The 23,975-nt window shown below is 72.7% G+C and carries 25 protein-coding genes; 12 read left to right on the top strand and 13 right to left on the bottom strand.

The features are described from left to right. Nucleotides 1-399: a VOC family protein gene (locus tag ACZ6YG_RS15740; RefSeq protein WP_148031642.1), complete on the bottom strand. Its 399-nt coding sequence runs from the start codon at nt 397-399 to the stop codon at nt 1-3. A gap of 83 nt (nt 400-482) precedes the next feature. On the opposite strand from ACZ6YG_RS15740, the gene ACZ6YG_RS15735 reads away from it, so the two are divergent. After that, nucleotides 483-1,442 carry a helix-turn-helix transcriptional regulator gene (locus tag ACZ6YG_RS15735; protein WP_466018376.1) on the top strand — a complete coding sequence of 320 codons (960 nt, stop codon included), beginning with the start codon at nt 483-485 and terminating at the stop codon, nt 1,440-1,442. A gap of 132 nt (nt 1,443-1,574) precedes the next feature. Here ACZ6YG_RS15735 and ACZ6YG_RS15730 read toward each other — a convergent pair whose 3' ends face one another. The 8 genes from ACZ6YG_RS15730 to ACZ6YG_RS15695 all read right to left on the bottom strand — a co-directional run bounded on the left by ACZ6YG_RS15730 (nt 1,575) and on the right by ACZ6YG_RS15695 (nt 9,661). Then, nucleotides 1,575-2,234, bottom strand: a complete 660-nt coding sequence (locus ACZ6YG_RS15730; protein ID WP_466018375.1) for a response regulator — start codon at nt 2,232-2,234, stop codon at nt 1,575-1,577. Then, nucleotides 2,228-3,301 (bottom strand): sensor histidine kinase, encoded by a 1,074-nt coding sequence (locus ACZ6YG_RS15725; RefSeq protein WP_397198888.1) that lies wholly within the window; start codon nt 3,299-3,301, stop codon nt 2,228-2,230. Before ACZ6YG_RS15725 ends, ACZ6YG_RS15730 begins: the two co-directional genes overlap by 7 nt. 1 nt (nt 3,302) lies before the next feature. Next, nucleotides 3,303-4,718, bottom strand: a complete 1,416-nt coding sequence (locus ACZ6YG_RS15720; RefSeq protein WP_466018374.1) for an alpha/beta fold hydrolase — start codon at nt 4,716-4,718, stop codon at nt 3,303-3,305. Nucleotides 4,719-5,025: 307 nt separating this feature from the next. Continuing rightward, nucleotides 5,026-6,243 carry an RNA polymerase sigma factor gene (locus tag ACZ6YG_RS15715; RefSeq protein WP_466018373.1) on the bottom strand — a complete coding sequence of 406 codons (1,218 nt, stop codon included), beginning with the start codon at nt 6,241-6,243 and terminating at the stop codon, nt 5,026-5,028. Further along, nucleotides 6,240-6,578 (bottom strand): YciI family protein, encoded by a 339-nt coding sequence (locus tag ACZ6YG_RS15710; protein WP_148031639.1) that lies wholly within the window; start codon nt 6,576-6,578, stop codon nt 6,240-6,242. The genes ACZ6YG_RS15715 and ACZ6YG_RS15710 overlap by 4 nt, the downstream gene beginning before the upstream one ends. A 135-nt stretch (nt 6,579-6,713) precedes the next feature. Next, a complete protein-coding gene (locus tag ACZ6YG_RS15705) occupies nt 6,714-7,148 on the bottom strand; it encodes a nucleoside deaminase (RefSeq protein WP_271280244.1) in 435 nt (144 codons plus the stop codon). Further along, on the bottom strand, nt 7,145-7,960 hold the full coding sequence (locus tag ACZ6YG_RS15700; protein ID WP_271280243.1) for an LLM class flavin-dependent oxidoreductase: 816 nt from the start codon (nt 7,958-7,960) through the stop codon (nt 7,145-7,147). Before ACZ6YG_RS15700 ends, ACZ6YG_RS15705 begins: the two co-directional genes overlap by 4 nt. Nucleotides 7,961-7,969: 9 nt before the next feature. Beyond that, nucleotides 7,970-9,661, bottom strand: coding sequence for a right-handed parallel beta-helix repeat-containing protein (locus ACZ6YG_RS15695; RefSeq protein ID WP_466018372.1), 1,692 nt, complete (start codon nt 9,659-9,661; stop codon nt 7,970-7,972). A gap of 18 nt (nt 9,662-9,679) precedes the next feature. On the opposite strand from ACZ6YG_RS15695, the gene ACZ6YG_RS15690 reads away from it, so the two are divergent. Together ACZ6YG_RS15690 and ACZ6YG_RS15685 are read left to right on the top strand one after the other, a co-directional pair. Beyond that, entirely contained in the window at nt 9,680-10,690 is a 1,011-nt protein-coding gene (locus ACZ6YG_RS15690) for a TetR/AcrR family transcriptional regulator (protein WP_466018371.1), read from the top strand. Between the two features lie 43 nt (nt 10,691-10,733). Next, nucleotides 10,734-11,690, top strand: coding sequence for an ArsR/SmtB family transcription factor (locus tag ACZ6YG_RS15685; RefSeq protein ID WP_466018370.1), 957 nt, complete (start codon nt 10,734-10,736; stop codon nt 11,688-11,690). 3 nt (nt 11,691-11,693) lie between these two features. Here the strand turns inward: ACZ6YG_RS15685 and ACZ6YG_RS15680 are convergent, their stop codons facing one another. Together ACZ6YG_RS15680 and ACZ6YG_RS15675 are read right to left on the bottom strand one after the other, a co-directional pair. Next, on the bottom strand, nt 11,694-12,164 hold the full coding sequence (locus ACZ6YG_RS15680) for a hypothetical protein (protein WP_466018369.1): 471 nt from the start codon (nt 12,162-12,164) through the stop codon (nt 11,694-11,696). A gap of 112 nt (nt 12,165-12,276) precedes the next feature. Then, nucleotides 12,277-12,864 carry a TetR/AcrR family transcriptional regulator gene (locus tag ACZ6YG_RS15675; RefSeq protein ID WP_466018368.1) on the bottom strand — a complete coding sequence of 196 codons (588 nt, stop codon included), beginning with the start codon at nt 12,862-12,864 and terminating at the stop codon, nt 12,277-12,279. An 80-nt stretch (nt 12,865-12,944) separates the two neighbouring features. Here ACZ6YG_RS15675 and ACZ6YG_RS15670 point away from each other — a divergent pair, with 80 nt between their 5' ends. From ACZ6YG_RS15670 to ACZ6YG_RS15630, 9 genes are all read left to right on the top strand, one after another. Continuing rightward, nucleotides 12,945-13,937 carry an alpha/beta fold hydrolase gene (locus tag ACZ6YG_RS15670; protein WP_466018367.1) on the top strand — a complete coding sequence of 331 codons (993 nt, stop codon included), beginning with the start codon at nt 12,945-12,947 and terminating at the stop codon, nt 13,935-13,937. A 76-nt stretch (nt 13,938-14,013) separates the two neighbouring features. Beyond that, nucleotides 14,014-14,655, top strand: coding sequence for a GntR family transcriptional regulator (locus ACZ6YG_RS15665; protein WP_148031631.1), 642 nt, complete (start codon nt 14,014-14,016; stop codon nt 14,653-14,655). Then, nucleotides 14,652-15,848: a CaiB/BaiF CoA transferase family protein gene (locus ACZ6YG_RS15660; RefSeq protein WP_466018366.1), complete on the top strand. Its 1,197-nt coding sequence runs from the start codon at nt 14,652-14,654 to the stop codon at nt 15,846-15,848. Before ACZ6YG_RS15665 ends, ACZ6YG_RS15660 begins: the two co-directional genes overlap by 4 nt. Nucleotides 15,849-15,864: 16 nt before the next feature. Then, a complete protein-coding gene (locus tag ACZ6YG_RS15655; RefSeq protein WP_466018365.1) occupies nt 15,865-17,868 on the top strand; it encodes a hydantoinase/oxoprolinase family protein in 2,004 nt (667 codons plus the stop codon). Then, complete coding sequence (locus tag ACZ6YG_RS15650) at nt 17,865-19,709, top strand: hydantoinase B/oxoprolinase family protein (RefSeq protein ID WP_246640292.1); 1,845 nt, start codon at nt 17,865-17,867, stop codon at nt 19,707-19,709. The genes ACZ6YG_RS15655 and ACZ6YG_RS15650 overlap by 4 nt, the downstream gene beginning before the upstream one ends. Then, the gene (locus ACZ6YG_RS15645) at nt 19,706-20,293 is read left to right on the top strand and encodes an isochorismatase family protein (RefSeq protein WP_345483051.1); all 588 of its coding nucleotides are present in this window, start codon (nt 19,706-19,708) and stop codon (nt 20,291-20,293) included. The genes ACZ6YG_RS15650 and ACZ6YG_RS15645 overlap by 4 nt, the downstream gene beginning before the upstream one ends. A 129-nt stretch (nt 20,294-20,422) precedes the next feature. Further along, the gene (locus ACZ6YG_RS15640; RefSeq protein WP_466018364.1) at nt 20,423-20,842 is read left to right on the top strand and encodes a hypothetical protein; all 420 of its coding nucleotides are present in this window, start codon (nt 20,423-20,425) and stop codon (nt 20,840-20,842) included. 2 nt (nt 20,843-20,844) lie between these two features. Then, entirely contained in the window at nt 20,845-21,069 is a 225-nt protein-coding gene (locus ACZ6YG_RS15635) for a helix-turn-helix transcriptional regulator (protein ID WP_466018363.1), read from the top strand. Between the two features lie 9 nt (nt 21,070-21,078). Further along, nucleotides 21,079-22,095 carry an NAD(P)-dependent alcohol dehydrogenase gene (locus ACZ6YG_RS15630; protein WP_466018362.1) on the top strand — a complete coding sequence of 339 codons (1,017 nt, stop codon included), beginning with the start codon at nt 21,079-21,081 and terminating at the stop codon, nt 22,093-22,095. 7 nt (nt 22,096-22,102) lie between these two features. Here the strand turns inward: ACZ6YG_RS15630 and ACZ6YG_RS15625 are convergent, their stop codons facing one another. Together ACZ6YG_RS15625 and ACZ6YG_RS15620 are read right to left on the bottom strand one after the other, a co-directional pair. Further along, on the bottom strand, nt 22,103-22,747 hold the full coding sequence (locus tag ACZ6YG_RS15625; RefSeq protein ID WP_466018361.1) for a response regulator: 645 nt from the start codon (nt 22,745-22,747) through the stop codon (nt 22,103-22,105). Continuing rightward, on the bottom strand, nt 22,744-23,883 hold the full coding sequence (locus ACZ6YG_RS15620; protein WP_466018360.1) for a sensor histidine kinase: 1,140 nt from the start codon (nt 23,881-23,883) through the stop codon (nt 22,744-22,746). Before ACZ6YG_RS15620 ends, ACZ6YG_RS15625 begins: the two co-directional genes overlap by 4 nt. Nucleotides 23,884-23,975: the final 92 nt, after the last annotated feature.

Below are 23,975 nucleotides of genomic sequence, written 5' to 3'. Positions count from 1 at the left end.
TCAGCCCACCTGCTCCAGGTAGTGCGGGTTGTACATGACGCCCAGGATGTTGCCGAACGGGTCGACCACGGACCCGGTCACGAAGCCCGCGCCCCGTTCGGTGATCTCATGGTGCTCCTTGGCGCCCATCGCCAGCAGCCGCTCGTAGGCCGCCCGCACGTCGTCGACGTGCCAGTACGCGACCACCCCGGCCTGTTCCCCGCCGTGCGGGCGCCAGGCGCTGTCCACGAGGCCGAGCTCGGCCTCGTGGTCGCCGATGCGGAACTCGGTGTAGCCGAGCCGCCCGTCGGGCCCGTTCCGGTGGAAGTACGGCTCGACGCCGAGGAGTTCGGTGTACCACCGCTTGGCCGCCTCCAGGTCGTCGGCCCAATAGCTGATCGTCGCGAGTCCGCGCAACATGTGTTGCCCCTTTCGTTCGGTAGGTACCACGCTAGGAGTCGTTGAGGAACGTGCGTTTCCTCAACGGCTGGCATCATCGGGTCATGCTGGAAACCTCGGTACGGCTGCTGCGGCTGCTGTCGCTCTTCCAGGCCCGCCCCGGCTGGACCGGCGCCGAGCTGGCCGGGCGGCTCGGCGTGACCACCCGCACCGTGCGCAACGACGTCGAGCGGCTGCGCCTCCTGGGCTACGAGATCTCCTCGACCACCGGCACCGCGGGCGGCTACCGGCTGGGGGCGGGGGCCGCGCTGCCGCCGCTGCTGCTCGACGACGAGGAGGCCGTCGCGGTGGCGGTCAGCCTGCACGCGGCCGCCGGCGGCACGGTCACCGGCATCGAGGAGACCTCGCTGCGCGCGCTCGCCAAGCTGCGGCAGCTGCTGCCGTCGCGGCTGCGCCACCGCATCGAGGCGGTACGGGACGCGACGGTCTCGGTCACCGGCCGCGGCCCCACCGTGGATGCGGCGACACTGACCGCCGTCGCCGACGCCGTCCGCGCCAGGGAGACGCTCCGCTTCGACTACCGGGGCCATGACGGGACCGTCAGCACCCGGGCCGCCCAGCCGCACCGGCTGGTCCACACCGGCCGCCGCTGGTATCTGCTGGCCTGGGACACCGCGCGGGGCGACTGGCGGACGTTCCGCGCCGACCGCCTCACCCTCCGCGTCCCCAACGGCCCCCGCTTCACCCCCCGCGAGCTGCCCGACGAGGACGCGGCGACCCGCGTGGTCCGCGGCGCGGGCTCCACCGCCTGGCGCCACCAGGCCAGGGTCCGCCTGCACGCCCCCGTCGAGGTGGTGGCGGATCGGCTCACCCCGGCCGCCGGGCTGCTCACCGCGGACGGCGACGGCGCCCTGCTGGAGACCGGCGGCGACTCGCTGCACTACCTGGCGGGCTTCCTCGGCAGCCTGGGCGTCGGGTTCGAGGTGCTGGACCCGCCCGAGCTCCGCGCCCACCTGCGCGAACTGGCCGCCCGCTACGCGAGCGCGGCCGGGGTCAGCGGCTGAGCGCCTCGCGGGACTCCTGCAGGAACGCCCGTTCCGCCCGTACGCCCGAGCCGGACGGGCCGGCCGTCGGGGGTGTACGGGCCGGGCGGCCCGACGTTCGTCCCACGGGACAGGGCTCAAGACGGCGGGCGGTCAAGGAGCTTCGCGGGCGACAAGGCCGTGTTCGTGGGCATAGATCGCGGCGTGCACGCGGCTCCGGAGGCCGAGTTTGGTGAGGATTCGGTTGACGTGTGTCTTGACCGTGCCTTCCCCGATGGTGCACGCGGCGGCGATCTCGCCGTTGCTCAGTCCTCGGGCCAGGAGACGGAGCACGTGGTGTTCGCGCGGGGTCAGTAGGTCGAGTTCGGGGGTGGCGGGGCGCGGGGACAGCGCGGCGAAGCGGTTGATCAGGCGGCCGGTCACCTGCGGGTCGATCAAGCCCCTGCCCTGGTGCAGCTCGCGGACCGCCGCGACGAGCACGTCGGGATCACTGTCCTTCAGCAGGAAACCGGCGGCCCCGGCGCGCAGCGCGCCGAACAGGTACTCGTCGAGGTCGAACGTGGTCAGAGCGAGCACGCGGGGGGCGGATTCGGCGGCGGCGAGGCGGTCGATGGCGGCGATGCCGTCCATACCCGGCATCCGCAGGTCCATCACCACCACGTCCGGCCGGCGCGACAGTGTCTGGTGCACCGCCTCGGCGCCGTCGGCGGCCGACGCGATCACGTCGATGTCGGGTTCGCCGTCGAGGATGAGCCGCAACGCTTCCCGCGCCGCCTCCTGATCATCGGCGACCAGCACCCGGATCGTCACCACGCGTTATCCCTGGGCAGGTCGGCGCGGACCCGCCAGCCGCCCGTTTCGACCGGTCCCACCGACAGGGTGCCGTCGAGCAGGCGCACCCGTTCGCGCATGCCGCGGATTCCCCGCCCCTCGGCCTGGGGCGCTGCGGCCGGGGCGCCGTTGTCGAGGACCTCGATGCGCAGGCCGCGTTCGTCCTGCCGCAGGTGGACGGTGACCTCGGTCGCGTCCGCATGTCGTACGGCGTTTGTCAGCGCCTCCTGGACCAACCGGTAGGCGGTGTGATCGACGGCCGGCGGTAACGCGTATCCGGTCCCGGAGCGGCGCACGGTGATCGTCCGCTCTGAGCAGGTGAGCCGTCCGGCCAGCCGCTCCAGGTCGGCGGCGCCGGGCTGGATGGCGGCCGGGTGCTCGTCGAGTGTCCGCAGCAGGCCGCGTACCTCGGTGAGCGCCGACTGCGACAGGTTCGAGATCGTCCGCAGGGCTTGCTTCGCGGGCGCGTCGCCGGGCGCCCGCCGGGCCGCCGCGGCCTGCAGCCGGATCGCGGTCAGGTGGTGGCCGACGCTGTCGTGCACGTTCCTGGCCAGCCAGGTACGCTCCTCGGCCAGCACGCGCTCCGCCTCGGCCCGCTGCCGCCGCAGTGACTGGTCGGCCTGATCCCGGTGCAGTCGCAGCGCGTAGCCGGTGGCCACGGGCGCGATGCTCATGATCACTATGCTGGTCAGCTCCGGGACACCCTCGCCCCCTATCGTCGCCAGGGTGCCGAGAACCCAGCACGAGGAGACCGTCAGCACCAGGCCCGGACGCCGCGGGCGGTGGTAGACGGCCGCGCAGAACAGGGACATCGCGATCAGCATCCCCTCCCAGCGGTGCAGTTGCGCCATCCCGACCAGCGCGATCACCGCCGATGTCGCGGCGGCGGTCAGCGGCAGCACCCGCCGAATCAGCAGAGGGAGGCTTACCCCGGCGCTGAAGAGGACCAGGAGCGGCAGGTCGACCGGGACTCGCCGCTCCAGTACGGTCAGCAGCGCCGCGGCGGCCGCGGCACCGGCGACGAGCAGAACCTCCCTCAGCCAGTGCATGTCACGATGATGCCGGACCGCAGGTCGTGCCCGCCGGCGGGAGTTGCCCGGTGGTCAGGTAGCGGTGCACCTGGTCGCGTACGCAGAGGTTGCCGCTCCAGTAGAGCGCGTGACCGCCCTTGGCCGGGAGGTAGCGGGCGCCGTCGAGCTGCGCGGCGATTCGGCGTCCGTACGCGGGCGTCGATGTGTCGTCGTACTCGCCGTTGGCGATGAGGATCGGCGGCAGGCCGCGTGGGCGAATGGGATGGGGCGGGTAGGACGTCTTCTTCGGGAGTCCGGCGCACAGGGCGGCCATCGGCCAGGCCGAGGTCCAGCCGATGCGTGGCGTGGTCTTTCTCAGCCGCGCCTCCATGGCCTCGACCTCACGGTATGTGCTCGGGAAGGGGAAGTCGGCGCACATCGTGATCCTGCTGAGGTCCGGGTCGGGCGCCCCGGCGAACGGCTCGGCGAACCGGCTGGCGTCACCCGCGTCCGCCTCGGCCAGGGACTTGGCCAGTCCGGGCCATGTCGCATCGAACGAGACAGCCGCGCGGGACGCGATCAGGGCCGCGTCGGCCGTGGCACCCGCTCCGACACCGGGTGCGGGAATGGGCCGCCTGGCGGCGCGGGCCATGACCTCGTCCCACACCTTGAGCACGTCGCGACCGTACAGCGCGCAACTCCGGTCGGTGGCGCACCAATCGGCGAAGCGGTGCAGGTTGTCTTCCTTGACCTTCGCCCTGACCAGGACCCACTCATCCCACGACCGGTTGGTGTGGTCGATCAGACTGTCCAGGTACATGCGGCCGACGTGGGACGGGAAATACTCGGCGTAGGCCACACCGAGGACGCCGCCATAGGAGTTGCCGAAGTAGTTCAGCTTCCGCTCGCCCAGCGCCACCCGGACCGCCTCCAGGTCGCGGGCCCCTTGCCAGGTGTCCAGGTTGCCCGCGAGCGGGCCGGCGGCTTCGGCGCATCCCGAGGCGAAGCGATGGTTCTGCTTCGTGTACCGGGCGAAGGCGGCGCGACTGGTGAACACCCACTTCCCGTTGGCGGGATACGGCGCCGGATCGGGGCAGCGCACCTCGGTGCTCGCCTCGAACCCGCGCGGGTCGTAGAGCACCACGTCGAACCATCGGGTCAGGTCGGCGAAGGTGCCCTTTGCCTGGCGCAGGATCGAGATCTGCTGGGCGGGACCGCCCAGGTTGAGGACAAGCGTGCCCTTCCTGGTCGCCGGGTCACGTGCGGGAAGCTTGGCGAGCCCCAGCGTGATCTGCTTTCCTCGGGGCGCGGCCCAGTTGGCGGGCACGATGATCCGGCTACATAGCAGGCCGTCTCCGCAGTCCTGCCAGGACAGCCCCGTATCCGCCACCGCGGGCGTCGCCATCGCCACGGGAAGCAGCATGGTGCCGAGCACGGCAATGATCGCCTTCTTCATGGCCCTCAGCTTCGCCGAGAGGGCTGCCGCCGGTCGTCCACCTTTCGATAGATCCTTACGCGTGCGCGACGACGTCGAGCGGCCGTACGTCATGGACTACGAACCCCCCGACCACCGGCGACGCAGGTTCAGACGGGCGAAAGGGCGGCGTACGGCAGGCGCGGCGCTGCCTGAACGCGGCGAGGAACGTCTCGGAGACGACGTCGTCGGCCGTGTCGTCGCCGAGCCGGCGGGCCACGTAACAAGGACGGCGTCTGCGACACCGGACTGCCCGGGACACCCGCCGTCGCCCCGGGCACGTGGTCGATCACTGCCTTGAGGAGGGGGACTCCGCGTTCGTGAGCGCCTCGCGGGCCTGGCTCAGGAACGCCCGTTCCGCCCCGTTCTCCGTACAGGCGATCGCCTCCTCGTACGCCCGAGCCGCCTCCCGCGTACGGCCGAGCCGCCTGAGCAGGTCGGCGCGTACGGCGTGGAAGAGGTAGTAGCGGTCCAGGTCGAGGGCCTCGACCAGGCCGAGAGCCTCTCGCGGGCCGGACACCTCGGCGACCGCGACCGCGCGGTTGAGCGCCGCCACCGGGCTCGGCGCGACGGCCATCAGCAGGTCGTACAGCGCCACCACCTGCCGCCAGTCCGTCGGCGGCTCGCTGTGCACGGCGTTGATCGCCGCCTGGATCTGGTACGGCCCCGGCCGGTCGCGCCGCAGGCAGCGGCGCACCAGCTCTCGCCCCTCCTCGGCCAGCTCATCGTTCCACAGCCGCGGGTCCTGGTCGGCGAGCCGGACGAGCCGGCCGTCGGGGGTGGTGCGGGCCGGGCGGCGCGACTCCAGCAGCAGCATGAGCGCCAGCAGGCCGAGAACCTCCGGCTCGTCCGGCATCAGCTCAGCCAGCAGCCGCCCCAGCCGGATCGCCTCCGCGCACAGGTCCTCGCGCACCAGCCGCTCGCCGGACCCGGCCGCGTACCCCTCGTTGAAGATCAGGTAGAGGACGGCCAGCACCGGTCGCAGCCGGTCCGGCAGGTCCGCCTCACGCGGGATCCGGTACGGGATGCGCGCATCACGGATCTTGCCCTTGGCGCGCACCAGCCGCTGCGCCATGGTCGTCTCCGGCACCAGGAAGGCACGCGCGATCTCGGCGGTGCCCAGGCCGCCGAGCAGCCGCAGCGTCAGCGCCACCTGGGCGGGCCTGGACAGGGCCGGATGGCAGCAGGTGAAGATCAGGCGCAGCCGGTCGTCGCGCACGGGCCCCTCCTCGGCGGGTTCGTCACGGGCGTGCAGCAGGGCCGCCTGGGCGTGCTTGCCGGCCCGCGCGGACTCGCGGCGCAGCCGGTCGACGGCGCGGTTGCGGGCGGTGGTGATGATCCATCCGGCGGGGGAGGGCGGCGGCCCCTCCTCGGGCCACCGCCGGACCGCGACGGCGAACGCGTCCTGGACCGCCTCCTCGGCGAGGTCGATGTCGCCGAGCACGCGGGTGAGCACGGCCACGGCCCGGCCGTACTCCTCGGTGAAGACGCGTTCGACGTCGGTCATCGGAACGGGCGGACCTCGATCGGCAGCCCGACGGCCTCGGCCAGCCTGCCGCCCCAGCCGAGCGCCGCGTCGAGGTCGGGCGCCTGGATGACGGTGAAGCCGCCCAGGTGCTCCTTGCCCTCGGTGTACGGGCCGTCGGTCATCAGCACGTCGCCGTCCTTCGCCCGCAGTACGGTGGCGGTGCTCGGCGGGTGCAGGGCGGCGGCGAACACCCACGCGCCGGCCGTCCGCATCTCCTCGTTGAGCGCGTCCAGCTTCCGTATGACCGGCTCCAGGACCTCGGGCGGCGGCGGGTCGCCGTCAGGCTGGTAGATGCTGAGCAGATACTGCTTCATCGGCTTTTCCTCTCTCTCACCCGTTATACGAACGGCCCCCGCCGGGATCGACAGCGGGCCGGCCCGTTTTCCGGCAGCGGTCAGCGTGCCGTCAGGCGAAGTGGAGGATGGAGACCGTGAGCGGGCCGCCAGTGATCACGGATGTGGGCTGTAGTAGCCCTCGACCGGGGCCCGCGCCTCCTGCGGCAGCGCCGGGCCTTCCTGGGGCACCGGCGGGAAGCCGCCGCCCGGCTTCATCGCGTCGAGCTGCTCTCCGGAGAGGGCGAACACGACGCGGCCGAGGCCGGAGCGCTCGATGGCGCCCGCGCACATGCCGCACGGCTGGCAGCTCGTGTACATAGTGGTGCCGGCCGCCGTGGCGGGGTCGAGCTCGCGCGCGGCCCAGCGGGCCAGCTTCAGCTCCGGGTGGGCGGTGATGTCGCGGTCGGCGACGGTGGTGTTGCGCTCCTCGGCCAGCACAGTGCCGTCGGGGCCCACCAGCAGCGACCCGAACGGCGGGTTGCCGGCGTCGCGGGCGGAGGCGGCCAGCTCGATGGCCCTGCGCAGGCGGCGCTCGTCGTCGTGGTTCACCGGAGTTCCCTTCGGGCGGCGACGGCGGCCAGCGCGTGCCAGGCCGTCTCGGGGTGCGCGGTCTCGGCGGGGTCGCCGTTGAACGGGTCGAGCACGACCGTGGCGGCGCCGAGGTCGCGCAGTTCGGCGAGGTCGCCGATGATCTGGTCGAGGGTGCCCTCGCCGGCCAGCCGGTCGGGGCCGGTGACGGGGGTGTCGGTCATCCGGAGGGCGATGCGCGGCACCAGCTCCGGCACCTCCGCCCGGCCGAGCGTCTCGCGCAGCCAGGGGAGCCGGAAGCGCAGCGGGTGCCAGGCGTCGCCGAGCCGGGCGGCCCGGCGCAGGGCGGCGTCGCTGTTGCCGCCGACCCAGATCGGGATGCGGCCGGGCCCGTAGTCGCCCTCGTCGGCCCAGGCCGCCCGCATCGCCTCGACGTACTCGTCGGTGAGCGCGCCGCGCCGCCCGAACGGCACGCCGAGCGCGTCGAACTCCTGCCGCGCCCAGCCGACGCCCACGCCGAGCACCAGCCGCCCGCCGCTGAGCTGCTGCAGGTTGGCGGCCATGCGGGCGGTCAGCAGGGGATGCCGGTACGGCACCACCAGCACGGTGGTGCCGAGCCGGATCCGCCGCGTGACGCCCGCCAGCCAGGCCAGCGTGGTGAACGGCTCGTAGAACGGCGCGGGGTACTGTCCGGCCACGTCGGGGGTGATCACGAGGTGGTCGGAGAGCATGAGCAGGTCGTAGCCGAGCCCTTCGACGGTCAACGCCCAGCGTTCGAGCGTGCCGGGATCGGTGCCGGGTCCGAAGTTGGGAACGTTCACCCCGAGGCGCATCGGATCAGCTTAGGGCCTGATCGCCGGAGCCTCCAGCGGCCCCGGCGGATCGAGGCGGCGGCCCGCCCGCGCCCGGATGTGCGCGGTGGCGTCCTCCAGCGCCTCCCCGGCGAGGGTGGTGTTGTCCTCGTACGTCACTCCCGGCGGGACGGCGTCGCTGCCGACCGGGTCGGCGTCCCAGAAGTTGCCCCGGTACGTGACGTTCTCCAAGGGCGGGAAGACCTGCAGGACCGCGGTGTTGTCGGCGCGCGCCACGACGTTCCCCTCGACCGTCACCCAGGCGGCGCCGTAGTCGGTGTAGAGGGCGAAGTGGTACGGGGTGCGGGTGTCGGTGATGACGTTGCCGCTGATCAGCGCGGCGTCGGCCGCGCTCGCGCCCTGGGGGCCGGAGACGTAGACGCCGCCGCCGTCGGCGAGCACCCGCATCGCGCCGGTGACCAGGTTGCGCAGGATCCGGGTGCCGTTCGCGGGCCCGGCGGCGATGCCGCAGTGGGCGGCGTCGGTGATCTCGTTGTGCGCGATGGTGCACCCGGTGGTGCCCGACACGGCGATGCCGGGGGAGCCGGGGTAGTCGAGGCCGGGGCGTTCGATCAGGTTGTCCTCGATGACGACGCCCGCGCCGCCGTCGGCGGAGACGGCCGAGGCGGAGAGGTCGTCGAAGACGCAGGCCCGCACCGCCAGGCCGGAGCCACCGGACAGGCCGAGCGCGGTGGCGCCCATCCGGGTGAACCGGCATCGCTCGAACGTCACATCCGCGCAGCCGCCGAGGGTGACGGCGGCGGGGATGCTCTTCGACTCTCCCGGTACGGTGACCCACGCCTGGTCCTCGACCACGACGACCTTCTCGACGGGGCCGCCGTCGTAGTAGCCGGTGCTGTGGTAGTGCAGGAAGCCCTCCGGTGAGCCGGGCCTGGACCAGGTCGTGTCGGCGAAGGTCAGGCCGCGCACGGTGACGTTCCTGGCTCCGGTGGCGCGCAGCACGGTCCCGGCTTCCGCGGCGACGGCCGTTCCGGGCCGCTCGCCGCGGTACAGGAGCCTGCGGCGGGAGCGGTCGAGGACGAACGTGCCCGGCTCGGTGAGGAAGGACGGGTCGTTCTCGATCCTGGTGGGCAGGCCGGGGCCTGACTGGGTCTGGCCGTCCCAGGCCGAGTTGTACAGGTCGAGCGCCCAGCCGAAGGCGGGCTGCGCCATGACGACCTCGGTGCCTCCGGCGGTGACGGCGGCGACCGGGCATCTGGCCTCGGTCCAGGGATAGACGCCCCGGTAGACGAACTCGACGCCGGCCGGGTTCTCCCAGGCGAGCGGCTCGGACGTGACGTAACCCGTGACGGTCTGGGTGGCGTCGCCGGGGAAGCCTTCGATGCCCGCGCGCTCGGCCCTGCGGCCGTCGACGTGCAGCCCGCGGGTGTCGAGATCGCCCGCGTCGGCGGCCCACACGCCGTCCTCCCAGGTCCAGCCGGTGATCGTCCGGCCGCCGCTGATGACGGCCTCCTCCTGGTCGTGGGGCTGGAGAGTGAGGTCGCGGTCCTGGTCGGTGAGCTCGAACGGCGGATACGAGCCCGCCCTGAGGTGGATGACGGCCTCGCCGCCCTTCCTGGCGGCCTCGAGCGCGCGGGGGATGGTGGCGAAGGGCCGGTCGAGGGTGCCGGGGGCGTCGTCGTCGCCGGTGGGGGACACGAAGATGTCGTTTATGGCGTACACAGGTATATACCATAAACCATGGCGTACGTAGATCCGGTGGAATTGCTGTGGCGGGACGCGGACGGCGATCCGCGGCAGGGGCTGAGCGTGGACGCGATCGTGCGGGCGGGCATCGAGGTGGCCGACGCCGAAGGGCTGTCGGGGCTGTCCATGCGCAAGGTGGCCGAGCGGCTCGGCTTCACGACCATGTCCCTCTACCGCCACGTCCCCAGCCGCGACCACCTCGTCGACCTCATGCGCGACGCCGCCATCGGCGCACTCCCACCCCCCGCCACCTCCGCGCCACCCCTCGGCACCTTCGCGCCGCCACCAGGCGCTGCCGCGCTGTCCTCTCGGTCGCGCGCCGGTGGAACGGGCGCCGCTGGGGAGGAGACGGACGAGGGAGCGGACGCTGTTCCGGCGAGGTCCGCCGAGAAGGCAGACACCGTTGCGGCGAAGGCCGCTGAGAGGGTGGGCGTCCGAGCGGCCGGCGGCTGGCGGGAGGAGTTGGAGGGGTGCCTGCGGCAGAGCTGGGAGCTGCGCAAGCGGCATCCGTGGCTGGCGGAGATCCGGGGCACCCGGCACCTTCCCGGACCGAACGCCGTCGCCGTCTACGACCGCCTGCTCGGCATACTCTCCGGCGCCGGCCTCGCCCCCGCCCGGACGGTCGCGGCCGCCGACCTGCTGGGGAGGTTCGTGGACGCCGAGGCGTTGCGCCTGGTCGAGGTCGCCGCGGCCGAGCGGGCCAGCGGCGTGGGGGAGGAGGAGTGGTGGGGCGCGCGGGACTCGCTCTACGAGCGCCTGAGCGCCTACCCGGTCGTCACCGCCCTGTGGGAGGCGGGCGCCTGGGACGAGCCGGCCGACCCTTTCGAGTTCGGCCTGGCTCGGTTGCTGGACTCCATCGAGCTGCTCGTGGGTGACGAAATGTGTGACGAAACCTGCGGTGTGTGCGGGACTCCTCTGCCGGGCGCCATGACCGGCCGGCCGCGCGCGTACTGCTCCAGGGCCTGCCGCCAGCGCGCCTACCGGGAACGGCGGGCCCGGCGATGACGGCACGCCCGGGGCCCGCGCGGGCGTGCGAAAATCAACCCCCGTGCTGAGACTGACGTTCACCGAAGCCGATCTGCGCAGGATCACCTTCGCCCCCGAGCCGAACGCCGTGTTCGAGACGGCGCTCAGCGTGCGGCTGCTGTCCGGCGCCCGCGGCGGAGGCCGGTGGCGGCCCGGCGCACGACGCCCGCCCCGCGGCGACTTACCGGCCCGGTCGGGCGTCATCATGGAGCTGGTCCGCGCCGACGGCTTCGTGCCGGACTTCCTGCTGCAGCCGGACTGCCATGATTTCGCCGCCGCAGTGGAGCGGATCGGCCAGATCCCCGCCGACCGGATCGCCGCCGAAGTAGGGCTGTTGTCCGCCCGCGACCCGAGCCGGGGGCTACGGGAGCTGGCCGCCGGGTCGGCCGCCGGGCGGCGGACGCTGACGACCGACCTGCGCGCCTATTTCGCCTCGTCGCTGGCGCCCATGTGGCCGGCGGTGCGGGCGGCCGCCGCCGCCGACCGCTCGGTGCGCCTCGAAACCATGCTCCGCGGCGGCCTCGACGCCATGCTCGCCACGCTCAGCGTCACGTGGCGCTGGGACCCGCCCGTCCTGCACATCCCTTCGGCTCACACGTACGACGTCCGGCTGTGCGGGCGCGGGCTGCTGCTGATCCCCTCGTACTTCGCGCCGTCGCCCGTACTGACGTACCGGCCCGACGACTCCACGGTGCTGGTGTACCCGATATGCCGCGGCGAGGAGTCGTCGGGTTCAGCGGACGCCCTCGGCCCGCTGCTGGGCCGCACCCGGGCGGCGGTCCTGGCCGCCCTGCGCGTTCCGGCCACCACGACGGCGCTGGCGGAGCGCGTCGGGATCTCCCTCCCCTCCGCCAGCCAGCACGCCACCGTGCTGCGCAACGCCGGCCTGATCCGCACGTCCAGGATCGGGGGAGCCGTCTTGCACACGCTGACCCCGTCGGGCGAGTCACTCCTGCGGGGGGACCCGGCGGCCCGGTAAGGGTCAGTACGGGTGATGGTCCGTCCGCCACGGGTCCCGCAGCGGCGTCGAAGTCCTGTCGGCCCCGGGCTTCGTGTAGAGATCCAGGAAGACCATTCCCCCGCTGCCGGGTTCGAGGGCCAGGGACGCGGATCGCCACACCCCGTCGCACTCCTTGGTCGACGTTTCCTCGATCTTCCAGCTGTTGATCGACGTGTGCAGCCCGAAACGGGCGCAGTAGCCGTCACCGGGGCCGGAGTCGCGGAGCCGGCCGCTGACCGTGACCCAGACCCGCCGGTCGGCGCGGTCCCTGCGCCAGGTCACGCGGATGTTCTGGAGCTGGGCCTTCGGCGGGCCCCACTTCGGGTACTGCATGACAGAAAGCGTGTGGACCTTCACGTCGGACCCCGCCGAGGCCGAGGCCGGCGCGGGCGCGACGAGGAGCGTCGCGAGGGTCAAGCCGGCCCCCGCGGCGGCTCGCAGCGTGCGTTTCATCGTTCCCCCAGTCGTTTCGGTTCGCGGCGAGAGCCGCGGACAAGGGGAACCTACGGATCGCCGCGGGAGTCCGGCGAGACCTTTCAGCCAGGATCGAAAGGGGCGTCCGCTCTCAGGCGAAGGCCGCCGACTCCAGCATCGTGACGAGCGCTTCGGCCGCGGCCCCGGCGTCATAGGCGGGGTCCTGCAGGCGCTCGCCGACGATCGCGTCGATCGCGCCGCCGGTGATGATCGCGATCGTGCGCAGGTCGGGCCCGGGGCCGAGACCGCGGGCTTCGCGGGCATGACCCAGGAGGGTGGCGAGCGGCTTCCAGCGGGCCGAGGAGTCGGGGCGGTGGTCGTGGATCATCGCCTCGATGATCATCCGGGCGTGGTCCGGCCGCTCGGCCAGGTGCCCGACCATCCGCCGCACGTACGCGGCCGGCGCCCCGTCGGCCGGCGCGGCATCGACCGCCGCCCCGATGTCGGCCACGAGCGCGTCGAGCACGTGCGCGTGGGCCGCCGCCACGACCGCGTCCTTGGAGGCGAAGTGGTAGAGCACCGCGCCCTTGGTGATCCCCGCCGCCTCCGCGATCCGGGCCAGCGAGGCGGCGGCATGACCGTGCTCGGCCACCACGCCGATGGTGACCTCCACGAGCTGGTCGCGCCGCGCCTGCTCGATGAAGCTGAGCGGCCGGTCCTCGGTTCGCTTTCCTGCCATGGCCACCACCGTACCCGCCCCTCGCGTATGCTCTGACCGTGTGGTCAAAAAATTGACCCTCGTTCAGCAGGGAGGGAAGGATGACCGAGCAGACCGTCGGAACGACACCGCCGAAGCGCCGTCGCCGGAGATTGAAGATCGCGGGTGTCGTGGTCGCCGTGGCGGCCGTCGCCCTGGCCTTCGCCTTTCGCCAGCCGTCACCGGTGGGACACTGGACCAGCGCCGAGGGCCACGCCCGCTTCACGGCCGCCTACGACAGGGCGATGGCCGACATGCCGCGGGCCGCCGAGACGATCGACGTGCGCACAGGCTTCGGGTTCGTGCGGGTCCACCGCTACCAGGGCGCCTCCGGCCGGGCCGGGCCGCTGGTGCTGCTGCCCGGCAGGGCGTCCGCGTCGCCAGTCTGGGCCGACAATTTGCCGCACCTGCTCAAGATCGGTGACGTCTACACCATCGACCTGCTGGGCGAGCCGGGCAAGAGCGTGCAGGAGGCGCCGATCACCTCCGACGCCGACCAGGCGGCCTGGCTCGACCAGGTGCTCGCGCAGCTTCCGGAGGAGTCCTTCCACCTGGTGGGGCTGTCCATCGGCGGCTGGACGGCCGTCAACCTCGCCGTCCACCGGCCGCGGCACGTCGCCACGCTGACCCTGCTCGACCCCGTGTACACGTTCTCGGGCATCCCGGCCGGCACCGCGATCCGCGCCATCCCCGCGTCCGTGCCGTGGCTGCCGAAGTCCTGGCGCGACTCGTTCAACTCCTACACCGCCGGCGGCGCTCCCGTGGAGGACGTGCCGGTGGCGGACATGATCGAGTCCGGGATGGAGAACTACACGCTCCGCCTGCCGCAGCCCTCGCTCATCGCCGAAGGGGCGCTGAGCGGCCTGACGATGCCGGTGCTGGCGATCCTGGCCGGCGAGTCCGTGATGCACGACCCCGGCGTCTCCCGCGAGGTCGCCGGGCGCGTGCTGCGGAACGGCACGGTGAAGGTCTACCCGGAGGCCTCGCACGCGATCAACGGCGAGCACCCCGAGGAGGTCGCCGCGGACATCGCCGCGTTCCTCGACGCCCACTGAACCAGATGTATGCAAAACCTTGCCATTACTCCTCGCCACTCCCCATAATCGGGGAATTCGGCGTGAGGATGTATGCATGTCCGTCATCGATGATCTTCGGTCCCTGATACTCGGCGGCCGTTACGCGCCCGGCGACCGGCTGGGCGAAGTCGAGCTCGCCCAGCTGCTCCAGGTGAGCCGCACCCCCGTCCGTGAGGCGCTGCGCCAGCTGCAGTCGGAGGGCCTGGTCGAGGTCACGGCCAACAAGGGCGCCAGGGTCATCGAGTATCCGGCGGCGGACCTGGAGACCATCTTCGAGCTGCGGGCCAGGATCGAGGGCCTGGCCGCGCGGCAGGCCGCCGCGACCGCCACCGACGAGGACGTCGAGCGGCTGCACGAGGTGGCCGTGTCGCTCGGCGAGCACGCCGGCAGGCGGGAGCTCGACGCGGTCTACCGGCTCAACGCCGAGTTCCACCAGGAGCTGGTGCGCCTGGGCGGCAGCACCGTGCTCGCCCAGTCGATCAGCGCCCTGGTCCACTCGCCCGTCCTGCTGCGCACGTACAGCGCCTTCGACGAGGAGGCGATGCGGCGCAGCGTCAACCACCACATCGAGATCGCGGCGGCCGTACGGGCCGGGGACCCCGAATGGGCGGAGGCCGTCATGCGGGCCCACCTGTTCTCGGCCCGCGCGTCCCTGCTCGGCCCGAGGAAGCCCAGGAAGCCGAGGAAGCAGGCATGACACATCTCCCGTTGGACGACGTCCGGGTCATCGAGCTCGGCCAGCTGCTGGCGGGGCCGTTCTGCGGGCAGCTGCTCGGCGACTTCGGCGCGGAAGTGATCAAGGTCGAGGACCCGGGCCGCGGCGACCCGATGCGGCAGTGGGGCAGGGAGAAGCCGCACGGCAAGTCGCTGTGGTGGCCGGTCGTGGCGCGCAACAAGAAGTCGGTCACCTGCGACCTGCGCACCCCGCAGGGCCAGGACCTGGTCAGGAAGCTGGTCGCCGAGGCGGACGTGCTGCTGGAGAACTTCCGCCCCGGCACGCTGGAGCGCTGGGGCATGTCGCCGGAGGAGCTGCACGCGGTCAACCCCCGGCTGGTGATCACGCGGGTGACCGGGTTCGGGCAGACCGGCCCGTACGCGCCGCGCGCCGGCTACGGGTCGATCGGCGAGGCCATGGGCGGCATCCGCTACGTCACCGGTGACCCCAGCCTGCCGCCGTCGCGGGCCGGGATCTCGATCGGCGACTCCCTGGCCGCCACCCACGCGTGCGTCGGCACGCTGGTGGCGCTGCACGAGCGCGAGCGCAGCGGCCGCGGCCAGGTGGTCGACTCGGCGATCTACGAGGCGGTGCTGGCGATGATGGAGTCGCTGCTGCCGGAGTGGCAGCAGGCCGGCTACCAGCGCGAGCGCACCGGCCCCGTGCTGCCGAACGTCTCGCCCAGCAACGTCTACCCCACCCGGGACGGCGACGCGATCCTCATCGCCGCCAACCAGGACAGCGTCTTCACCCGGCTGGCCCAGGTCATGGGCGCCAAGGAGCTGGCGGACGACGAGCGGTACGCCACCCACGGCGCGCGGGGCGAGCACATGGCCGAGCTGGACGAGCTCATCTCGGCCTGGACCGTCACGTATCCGGCCGACGAGCTGCTCCGCCTGCTGCACGACGGCGGCGTGCCGGCCGGGCGGATCTACACGGCCGAGGACATGTTCGCCGACCCGCACTTCGAGGCCCGCGAGGCCATCGTGCGGGTGCCGCATCCGGACTTCGGCGAGGTGGCCATGCAGAACGTGGTGCCGAAGCTGTCGGGCACCCCCGGCCGGGTGCGCAGCGCGGGCCCCGCGCTCGGCCAGCACAACGACGAGGTCTACGGAGGACTGCTCGGTCTCTCCCCCCAGGAGATCGCCGGCCTTTCCACGGCCGGAATCATCTAGAAGCGAGGAACCCCCCATGCGCTACCGGCTCGGGGTGGACGTCGGAGGGACGTTCACCGACATCCTTCTCATCGATCAGGAGTCAGGGCAGACCTACCGCGCCAAGACTCCGTCCACTCCCCATGACCAGTCGATCGGTGTCCTGGCCGGCGTCCGGAAGGCGTGCGCGGTGGCGGGCGTCTCCCCGGACGAGATCGGGGAGATCCTGCACGGCACCACCGTCGCCACCAACGCCATCCTGGAGGGCAAGGGCGCCAGGGTGGGCCTGGTCACCACGGCGGGCTTCCGCCAGGTGCTGCAGATCGCCCGCTCGTTCGTGCCCGGCGGCCTGGCCGGCTGGATCATCTGGCCGAAGCCGGAGCCGCTGGCCGCGCTGGAGGACACCGTCGAGGCCGTCGAACGGGTCGCCGCCGACGGCTCGGTGGTGACGCCGCTGGACGAGGACGACCTGCGGGCCAAGCTGCGCTCCCTGCGCGGCGTGGAGGCGCTGGCCGTCTCGCTGATCAACTCCTTCGCCTTCGACGGCCACGAGCGCCGCATCGCCGAGCTGGCGGCCGAGGAGCTGCCGGGCGTGCCCGTCTCGATCTCCTCCGAGGTGCTGCCCGAACTGCGGGAGTACGAGCGGACCGTCACCACGGTCGCCAACGCCTACGTCCAGCCGAGGGTGGCCAGGTACCTCGACAACCTGGGCCTGGACCTGTACGCGCTGCGCAGCGACGGCGGCCTGGCCTCCCAGGCGAGCGCCAAGGCGGCGCCGGTCAACATGCTGCTGTCCGGCCCGGCGGGCGGGGTCGCGGGCGCGACCTGGGTCGCCGAGCAGGCCGGTTTCACCGACTTCCTCACCTTCGACATGGGCGGCACCTCCACCGACGTGGCGCTCGTCCAGGACGCCCGGCCGCGGGTCGGCCGTGAGACCAAGGTCGGCGACCTCACCGTCCGCTCGGCCTCGGTCGACGTGCGGACGGTCGGCGCGGGCGGCGGCTCGGTCGCGCACGTCCCCGAGCTGACCCGGGCGCTGCGCGTCGGCCCGCAGTCGGCGGGCGCGGAGCCCGGACCGGCCGCCTACGGTAAGGGCGGCACCGATCCCACCGTCACCGACGCCAACGTGGTGCTCGGCTACCTGCCCTCGCGGCTGGCCGGCGGCGAGATCGTGCTGGACCGGGAACGGTCCCGTGCGGCCGTGGCCCAGGTCGCGGACGCGATGGGGCTGTCGGTCGAGGCCGCCGCGCAGGGCATCGTCGACATCGTCAACGAGAACATGTTCGGCGCGCTCCGCCTCGTCTCCGTCCAGCAGGGCTTCGACCCGCGCGACTTCGCGCTGGTCGCCTTCGGCGGGGCCGGGCCGCTGCACGCCAACGCGCTGGGCCGGCTGACCGGCTCGTGGCCGGTGATCATCCCGCCGTCGCCCGGCGTGCTCTGCGCGTACGGGGACGCCACCACGTGCCTGCGCGACGAGGCGTCCAGGACCAGCATCAAGCGCTTCTCCCAGCTCACCGACGACGAGCTGCGGCAGATGCTGACCGAGCTGGCCGAGCGGGCCGCCGCCACGCTGGAGGCCGAGGGGGTGGGCCGCGCCGACCAGACCGTCACGTACCAGGTCGACGTGCGCTACCACGGCCAGGGCTTCGAGATCCCCATCGACCTCGGCCTGGACACCGGGCTGGAGGCGCTGGGCAAGGCGTTCGACGCCGAGCACGAGCGGCTGTTCTCGTTCCTGCTGAGCAACGAGCACGAGGTCGTCAGCGCCCGCGCCTCGGTGAGCGGGCCGCGCCCCGACGTCCGGCCGGTCCGCCTCGACCAGGGCGGCCCCGCCGCCGAGCCGGTCGACAAGCACGAGGTCTGGATCGACGGCGGCTGGGCCGAGGCCTCGATCTACGACCGCGGCACCCTGCTCGCGGGCAACCGGATCGAAGGTCCCGCGATCGTCACCGAGATGGACTCCACCACGCTCGTCCTGCCCGGCCACGTGGCCGACGTGCACGAGAGCGGCAGCTTGCTCATCCGGCCACTGGAGGCATGATGGCCCAGATCATCCAGACCGCGACGGGACCCCTGGCCGAGACCGAGGTCGACCCCGTCACGCTCGACATCATCGAGAACGCGCTGCGCAACGCCCGCTACGAGATGGACGAGGTGCTCTTCCGCACCGCCCTGTCGCCAGGCATCCGCGAGCAGCACGACGAGTTCCCGCTCATCGCCGACGCCGAGGGGCGGATGGTCGCCGGGCAGTTCGGCCTGTCGATCCCGGCCCTGCTCGACCGGTTCGACGGGACGGTGGAGGAGGGCGACGTGCTGCTCACCTCCGACCCGTACTCCTGCGACGGCGCGATCAGCCACGCCAACGACTGGCTGGTGGTCATGCCGGTGTACGTGGACGGGCGGGTGGTCGGCTGGGCCTCGATGTTCGGCCACATGTCGGACGTCGGCGGCAAGACCGCCTGCTCGATGCCCACCGACGCGCGCACCATCTTTGAGGAGGGCGTGGTCATCCCGCCCTTCAAGCTCTACTCCAAGGGCGTGCTGAACGAGGACGCGCTGCGGATCATCCTCAACCAGGTGCGCAGGCCCGACTGGAACCGGGCCGACCTCAACGGCATCGTGGCGGCCTGCCGCACCGCCGGGCGCCGGATCCAGGAGCTGTGCGCCCGTTTCGGCGCGGACACCTACACCTCGGCCCTGCGGGCCCTGCTCCAGCGCAACCACGACGCGATGCGCGTCCTGCTCACCACGCTGTTCGAGGACGGCGAGACGCTCACCTTCAAGGACTACATCTGCGACGACGGCGTCGGCAACGGCCCGTACGAGCTGTCGCTGTCGCTGACGCGGACCGGCGACAAGGTGCTGCTCGACTTCACCGGCAGCTCCGAGCAGGCCGAGGGGCCGATCAACTACTACCTGAACGAGAACCTCGCCCGGATGTTCTTCGGGATCTACCTCATCACGGTGGCCGACCCGCAGATCCTCTGGAACGACGGCTTCTACCCGCTGGTCGACGTGCGCATCCCGGAGAAGAGCTTCTGGAAGCCGGAGTATCCTGCCGCGCTCAACGCCCGCAACCACGGCATCGGCCGCATCTTCGACCTGTTCGGCGGGCTGCTCGGGCAGAAGACGCCCGACCTGCTGAACGCGGCCGGCTTCTCCTCCTCACCCCACTTCATGTACGCGGGCGAGGGGTTCCAGCTGTACTCCATCGGCTTCGGCGGCATCCCCGGCAGGCCGATCGGCGACGGCCCCGACGGGCACTCGCTGTGGCCGTCGTTCACCAACATCCCGTGCGAGTTCCTGGAGTCGTACTACCCGCTGCGCATCGAACGCTGGGAGACCGTCGCCGACACCGGGGGAGCGGGCCTGCACCGGGGCGGCAACGGCGTGGACGTGGCGTACCGGTTCCTGAAGCCGGGCACCATCGCCATCCACGACGACCGCTGGCTGACCTACCCGTGGGGGGTCAACGGCGGCGAGCCGGGCGCGCGCGGCCGCAAGTGGATCGAGCGGGCGGACGGCGGCAAGGAGATCCTGCCGAGCAAGGTGCACGACGTGCCGGTCCGGCCGGGCGACGTGCTGCACTTCGTCACCTGGGGCGGCGGCGGCTGGGGCGACCCGCTGGCCCGCGACCCCGCCCTGGTCGGGCTGGAGGTGCGGCGCGGCCTGCTGACGGCCGGCGGCGCCCGCCGGTACGGGGTGGTCTGCGCGGCCGACGGCACGGTGGACGAGGCGGCCACCCGCGACCTGCGGGCGGAGCTGGAGGGCACCAGGCCGGAGCTCAAGGTGTTCGACATGGGCCCGCCGATGGCGGAGATCCTGGCCAGGTGCGAGGAGGAGACCGGCCTGCCCGCCCCCCGGCCCCCGGCCAGGGCGTGAACCCGTTCGACGGGACGCTCCCGTTCGGGGAGCGTCCCGCGCTCATCCTCATCGACCTGATGCGGGCCTACTTCGAGCCCGGGGCGGATCTCTACATGGGGTCGCGCGACTGCCTCGACAGCGCCGCCCGGGTGCTGTCGGCGGCCCGCGCGGCCGGCGTGCCGGTGGTCCACACCCGGGTCGCGTTCGGCGCGGGCGGCCTCGACGGCGGGCTGTTCTACCGGAAGGTGCCGCCGCTGCGGCACCTGGCCGGCCCGCTGGGCGAGCTGATGCCGGAGGTGGCGCCCGCCGACGGCGAGGTGGTGATCGTCAAGCAGTACGCGAGCGCGTTCTTCGGCACCACCCTCGCCTCCACGCTGACCGCGCTGCGGGTGGACACGCTGCTCATCGCCGGGGTGTCCACCAGCGGGTGCGTACGGGCCAGCGCCGTGGACGCGGTGCAGCACGGCTTCGTCCCGGTCGTGGTCCGCCAGGCGGTCGGTGACCGGGACCCGGGGCCGCACGAGGCGAACCTGTTCGACATCGGCGCCAAGTACGGCGAGATCTGGGACGAGGAGGCGGTACTCCGGCGCCTGGGCGCCTAGAAGCCGGGTGCCGGCCGGCTCGGCCGGCACCCGGCTTCGGCATGCCGCCTCGTGTTAAAGATTATTGACACCATGTCTGCGCTGCTTTACCTTTGCCCATGTAAAAGTTTCTTTACATGGGAGCAGGGCATGTCCTCCGAAGAGAAACGCTCGTGGATCTACCTCGTGGTCGGCGTCGGCGTCTACGCGGTCTACTTCGTCGTCGTCCTGTCGCAGGTGCCGGGAGCGGACGTCGCGCGGATCGCCTACGTGCGGCCGATGCTCATCGCGATCGCCGCCGGGATCGGCCTGGGCATCGTCGCCAACATCGCGGCCGCCGTCGCCTCGCCGAAGGAGGCCGGCCGGACCGACGAGCGCGACCGGCAGATCAACCGGCTGGGCGATTACGTCGGCTTCTACGTCATGAGCATCGCGGCGCTCGTGCCGCTGGCCCTGGCCATGGTGGAGGCCGCCCACTTCTGGATCGCCAACGCGCTTTACCTGGCGTTCGTCCTGGCCACCGTCGTCTCCTCGGCCGTGAAGATCGTCCTGTACCGCCGGGGCTTCTGACCATGGTCAAGCCCACGAAGGTCACGAACTCGATCCGAGCCCTGCGGTTCGCGCACGGCGAGATGACGCAGGCACAGCTGGCCGACCGCATCGGGGTCACCAGGCAGACCGTCATCGCCATCGAGCAGGGCCGCTACTCGCCGTCGCTGGAGGTGGCGTTCCAGATCGCCCGGGTGTTCGGGGTGCCGCTCGACGACGTCTTCCAGTACCCGGACTCCCAGGACTGACCACACCCCATGACCACCCCGGCCAGGATCGAGACGACCATGACGAAGAAGACGATGACCGCGATCGCCCGCGACGCCTACTGCGCACCGGCGCAGCTCCAGCTGCGTGACATGGACGTCCCGGCCGTCGGCGCCGACGACGTGCTGGTCCGCGTCGAGGCCGCCGGCGTCGACCAGGGCGTGTGGCACGTCGTCACCGGCCTGCCCTACGTGGTGCGCGCCGCCGGTTTCGGGCTGCGCCGGCCCAGGAACCCCGTCCCCGGCATGGACGTGGCCGGCCGCGTCGCGGCCGTCGGCGCCGACGTCACCCGGTTCCGTCCCGGCGACGAGGTCTACGGCACCTGCGACGGCGCCTACGCCGAGTACGCCCGCGCCCACCAGGACAAGCTCGCCCCCAAACCGGCGTCCCTCAGCTTCGCGCAGGCCGCCACCGTGCCCATCTCCGCCTGCGCCGCCCTCCACGGGCTGCGCGACGCCGGCCGGCTCGCCGCCGGGCAGCGGGTCCTCATCACCGGCGCGGGCGGCGGCGTGGGCAGCTACGCCGTCCAGATCGCCAAGGCCGACGGCGCCCACGTCACCGGCGTGTGCCGCACCGCGAAGACCGGCCTGGTCCGCTCCCTCGGCGCCGACCACGTCATCGATCACACCCGCGAGGACTTCACCACCGGCGCCGACCGGTACGACCTCATCCTCGACACGGCAGGCAACCGCCGCCTGGGCCGGCTGCGCCGCGTCCTCGCCCCCCGGGGCGCGCTCGTCATCGTGGGCGGGCCCGGAGGCGGGCGTGTGCTCCAGGGCGCCGACCGCCAGATCCGGGCGATGCTGCTGTCGCTCTTCGTAGGCCAGCGCCTGACCGGCCTCATGTCCACCGAGTCCGCCGCCGACCTGGAAACCCTGACCGGCCTCATCGACTCCGGCGCCCTCACCCCGGCCCTCGACCGCACCTACCCCCTCGCCCGGACGCCCGACGCCTTGGCCTACCTCACCACCGGCCAGGTCGCCGGCAAGATCGCCATCACCATCTGAGCCGCCCCTAGAGGTCGGCGTCGTGGACGAGGATGGCGGCCTGCACCCGGTTGGCCAGGCCCAGCTTGGCCAGCACCCGGCTGACATGCGCCTTCACCGTGGCCTCGGTCAGCCGGAGCTGGCGGCCGATCTCGGCGTTCGACAGGCCGCGCGCGACAGCCCTGATCACGTCCTCCTCCCGGGCGGTCAGCGCGGCCAGCCGCTCGCGCGCGGACACGGCCCGCGAGGGAGCCTTGCCGGCGAACGAGCTGATCAACCGCTTGGTGACGGCGGGGGAGAGGATGGCCTGGCCCGCCACGACCGTGCGGACCGCGGCGGCCAGGTCCCGCGGCGGGGTGTCCTTGAGCAGGAAGCCGACGGCGCCGAGCCGGAGCGCCTCGTGGACGTACTCGTCGAGGTCGAACGTGGTGAGCATGATCAGCTTCGGCGGGCCGGGCAGGGCCAGGATGCCGGCGGCGGCGGTCAGGCCGTCGGTGCCCGGCATGCGCACGTCCATCAGCACGACGTGCGGCCTGAGCCGGGCCGCGGCGGTCACCGCGGCCGCGCCGTCGCCCGCCTCGCCGACCACCGCGATGTCGCCGGACGCCTCCAGGATCATCCGCAGTCCTGACCGGACCAGCGCCTCGTCGTCGACGACCAGTACGCGGATCATGCGGTGGGAATCCCGGCCAGCACCCGGAACCCGCCCTCGTCCTGCGGCCCGGCCTCCAGCCTGCCGCCGAGGAGCTCGACGCGTTCGCGCAGCCCGACCAGCCCCCAGCCGGAGCCGGGCAGGCCGCCGTCCGCCGCCGTGGCGGGCCGGTTGCGGACGAGGACCTCCAGCTCGGCGCTCCGGAACCGCAGGTGCACGTCGGTCTCGGCGTCGCCCGCGTGCTTGTGCACGTTCGTCAGAGCCTCCTGGACGACCCGGTACGCGGTGCGCTCCGCGGTGGGCGGGAGCGGGCGGGCCTCGCCCTCGTCGTGGCGGTTGACCACGATGCCCAGGGCCCGGGACTGGTCGAGCAGCCGGTCCAGGTCGGCCAGCGTGGGCTGCGGGCCGCTCACCGGATCCGGCGAACGCAGCACGCCGAGCACCTCCCTGAGGTTCGTCAGGGCCTCCCTGCCGACCTGGCCGATCAGCGCGGCGGCCTCCGCCGTGCGGGCGTCGGAGGCGTTGACCTCCAGCGCCCCGGCGTGCAGGACCATCAGCGACACCCGGTGGGCGACCACGTCGTGCATCTCCCGCGCGATGCGCGACCGCTCCTGCTCCCGCGCCTGCCCGGCGCGGAGCACCTGCTCGCGCAGCAGCTGCGCGGCCTGCTCGCGGGCGGCGTCGAGCACCTGCCGCCTGGCGCCCACCCACAGCCCGGCGACGAGCGGAAGCCCGAGCATCGCGCCGCCCATGAGCAGCGCGTTGAGCGGGGTGCCGGCGACCAGGGCGCGATAACCCTCGCTCCAGTACGAGACGAGCCCGGCGAGCGCGTGCACCGCGACCGCGCCGGCGACGTAGAGCCACAGGTCGCGGCGGCGCAACCGGATGCCGGCGTAGTACGAGGCCACGACGGCGGCCGGCCACATCACCAGCCAGAGGTGGGCCACGGCCGCCACCGCGACGAGCGGCCACAGCGCCCGCCCGGCGAAGGCGGCGGCCACACCGCAGCACGCCGCCACGGTCACGAGCACCGGCGCGGGCAGCGCCGAACGCACGCCCATGGACCCGGTGACCGCGGCCATGGACAGCAGGAACACCGTCAGCCCCAATGCCCAGGGGGTGATCCGTCCGGCGATCCTCGATGCCCGGTCAAGCATGGCCAGAGACTACAAGGCGCACCGATCCAGACATCCCCTACGAAAGTCGCAGACACCGCGCAGCTTTCGTCGGGGACGGTACGGCGGGACCA

It is taken from the genome of Nonomuraea sp. NPDC054003 (genome assembly GCF_055585125.1).
The sequence above is the reverse complement of the archived record's forward strand: the minus strand, read 5'-3'. Positions and strand labels throughout refer to the sequence as shown.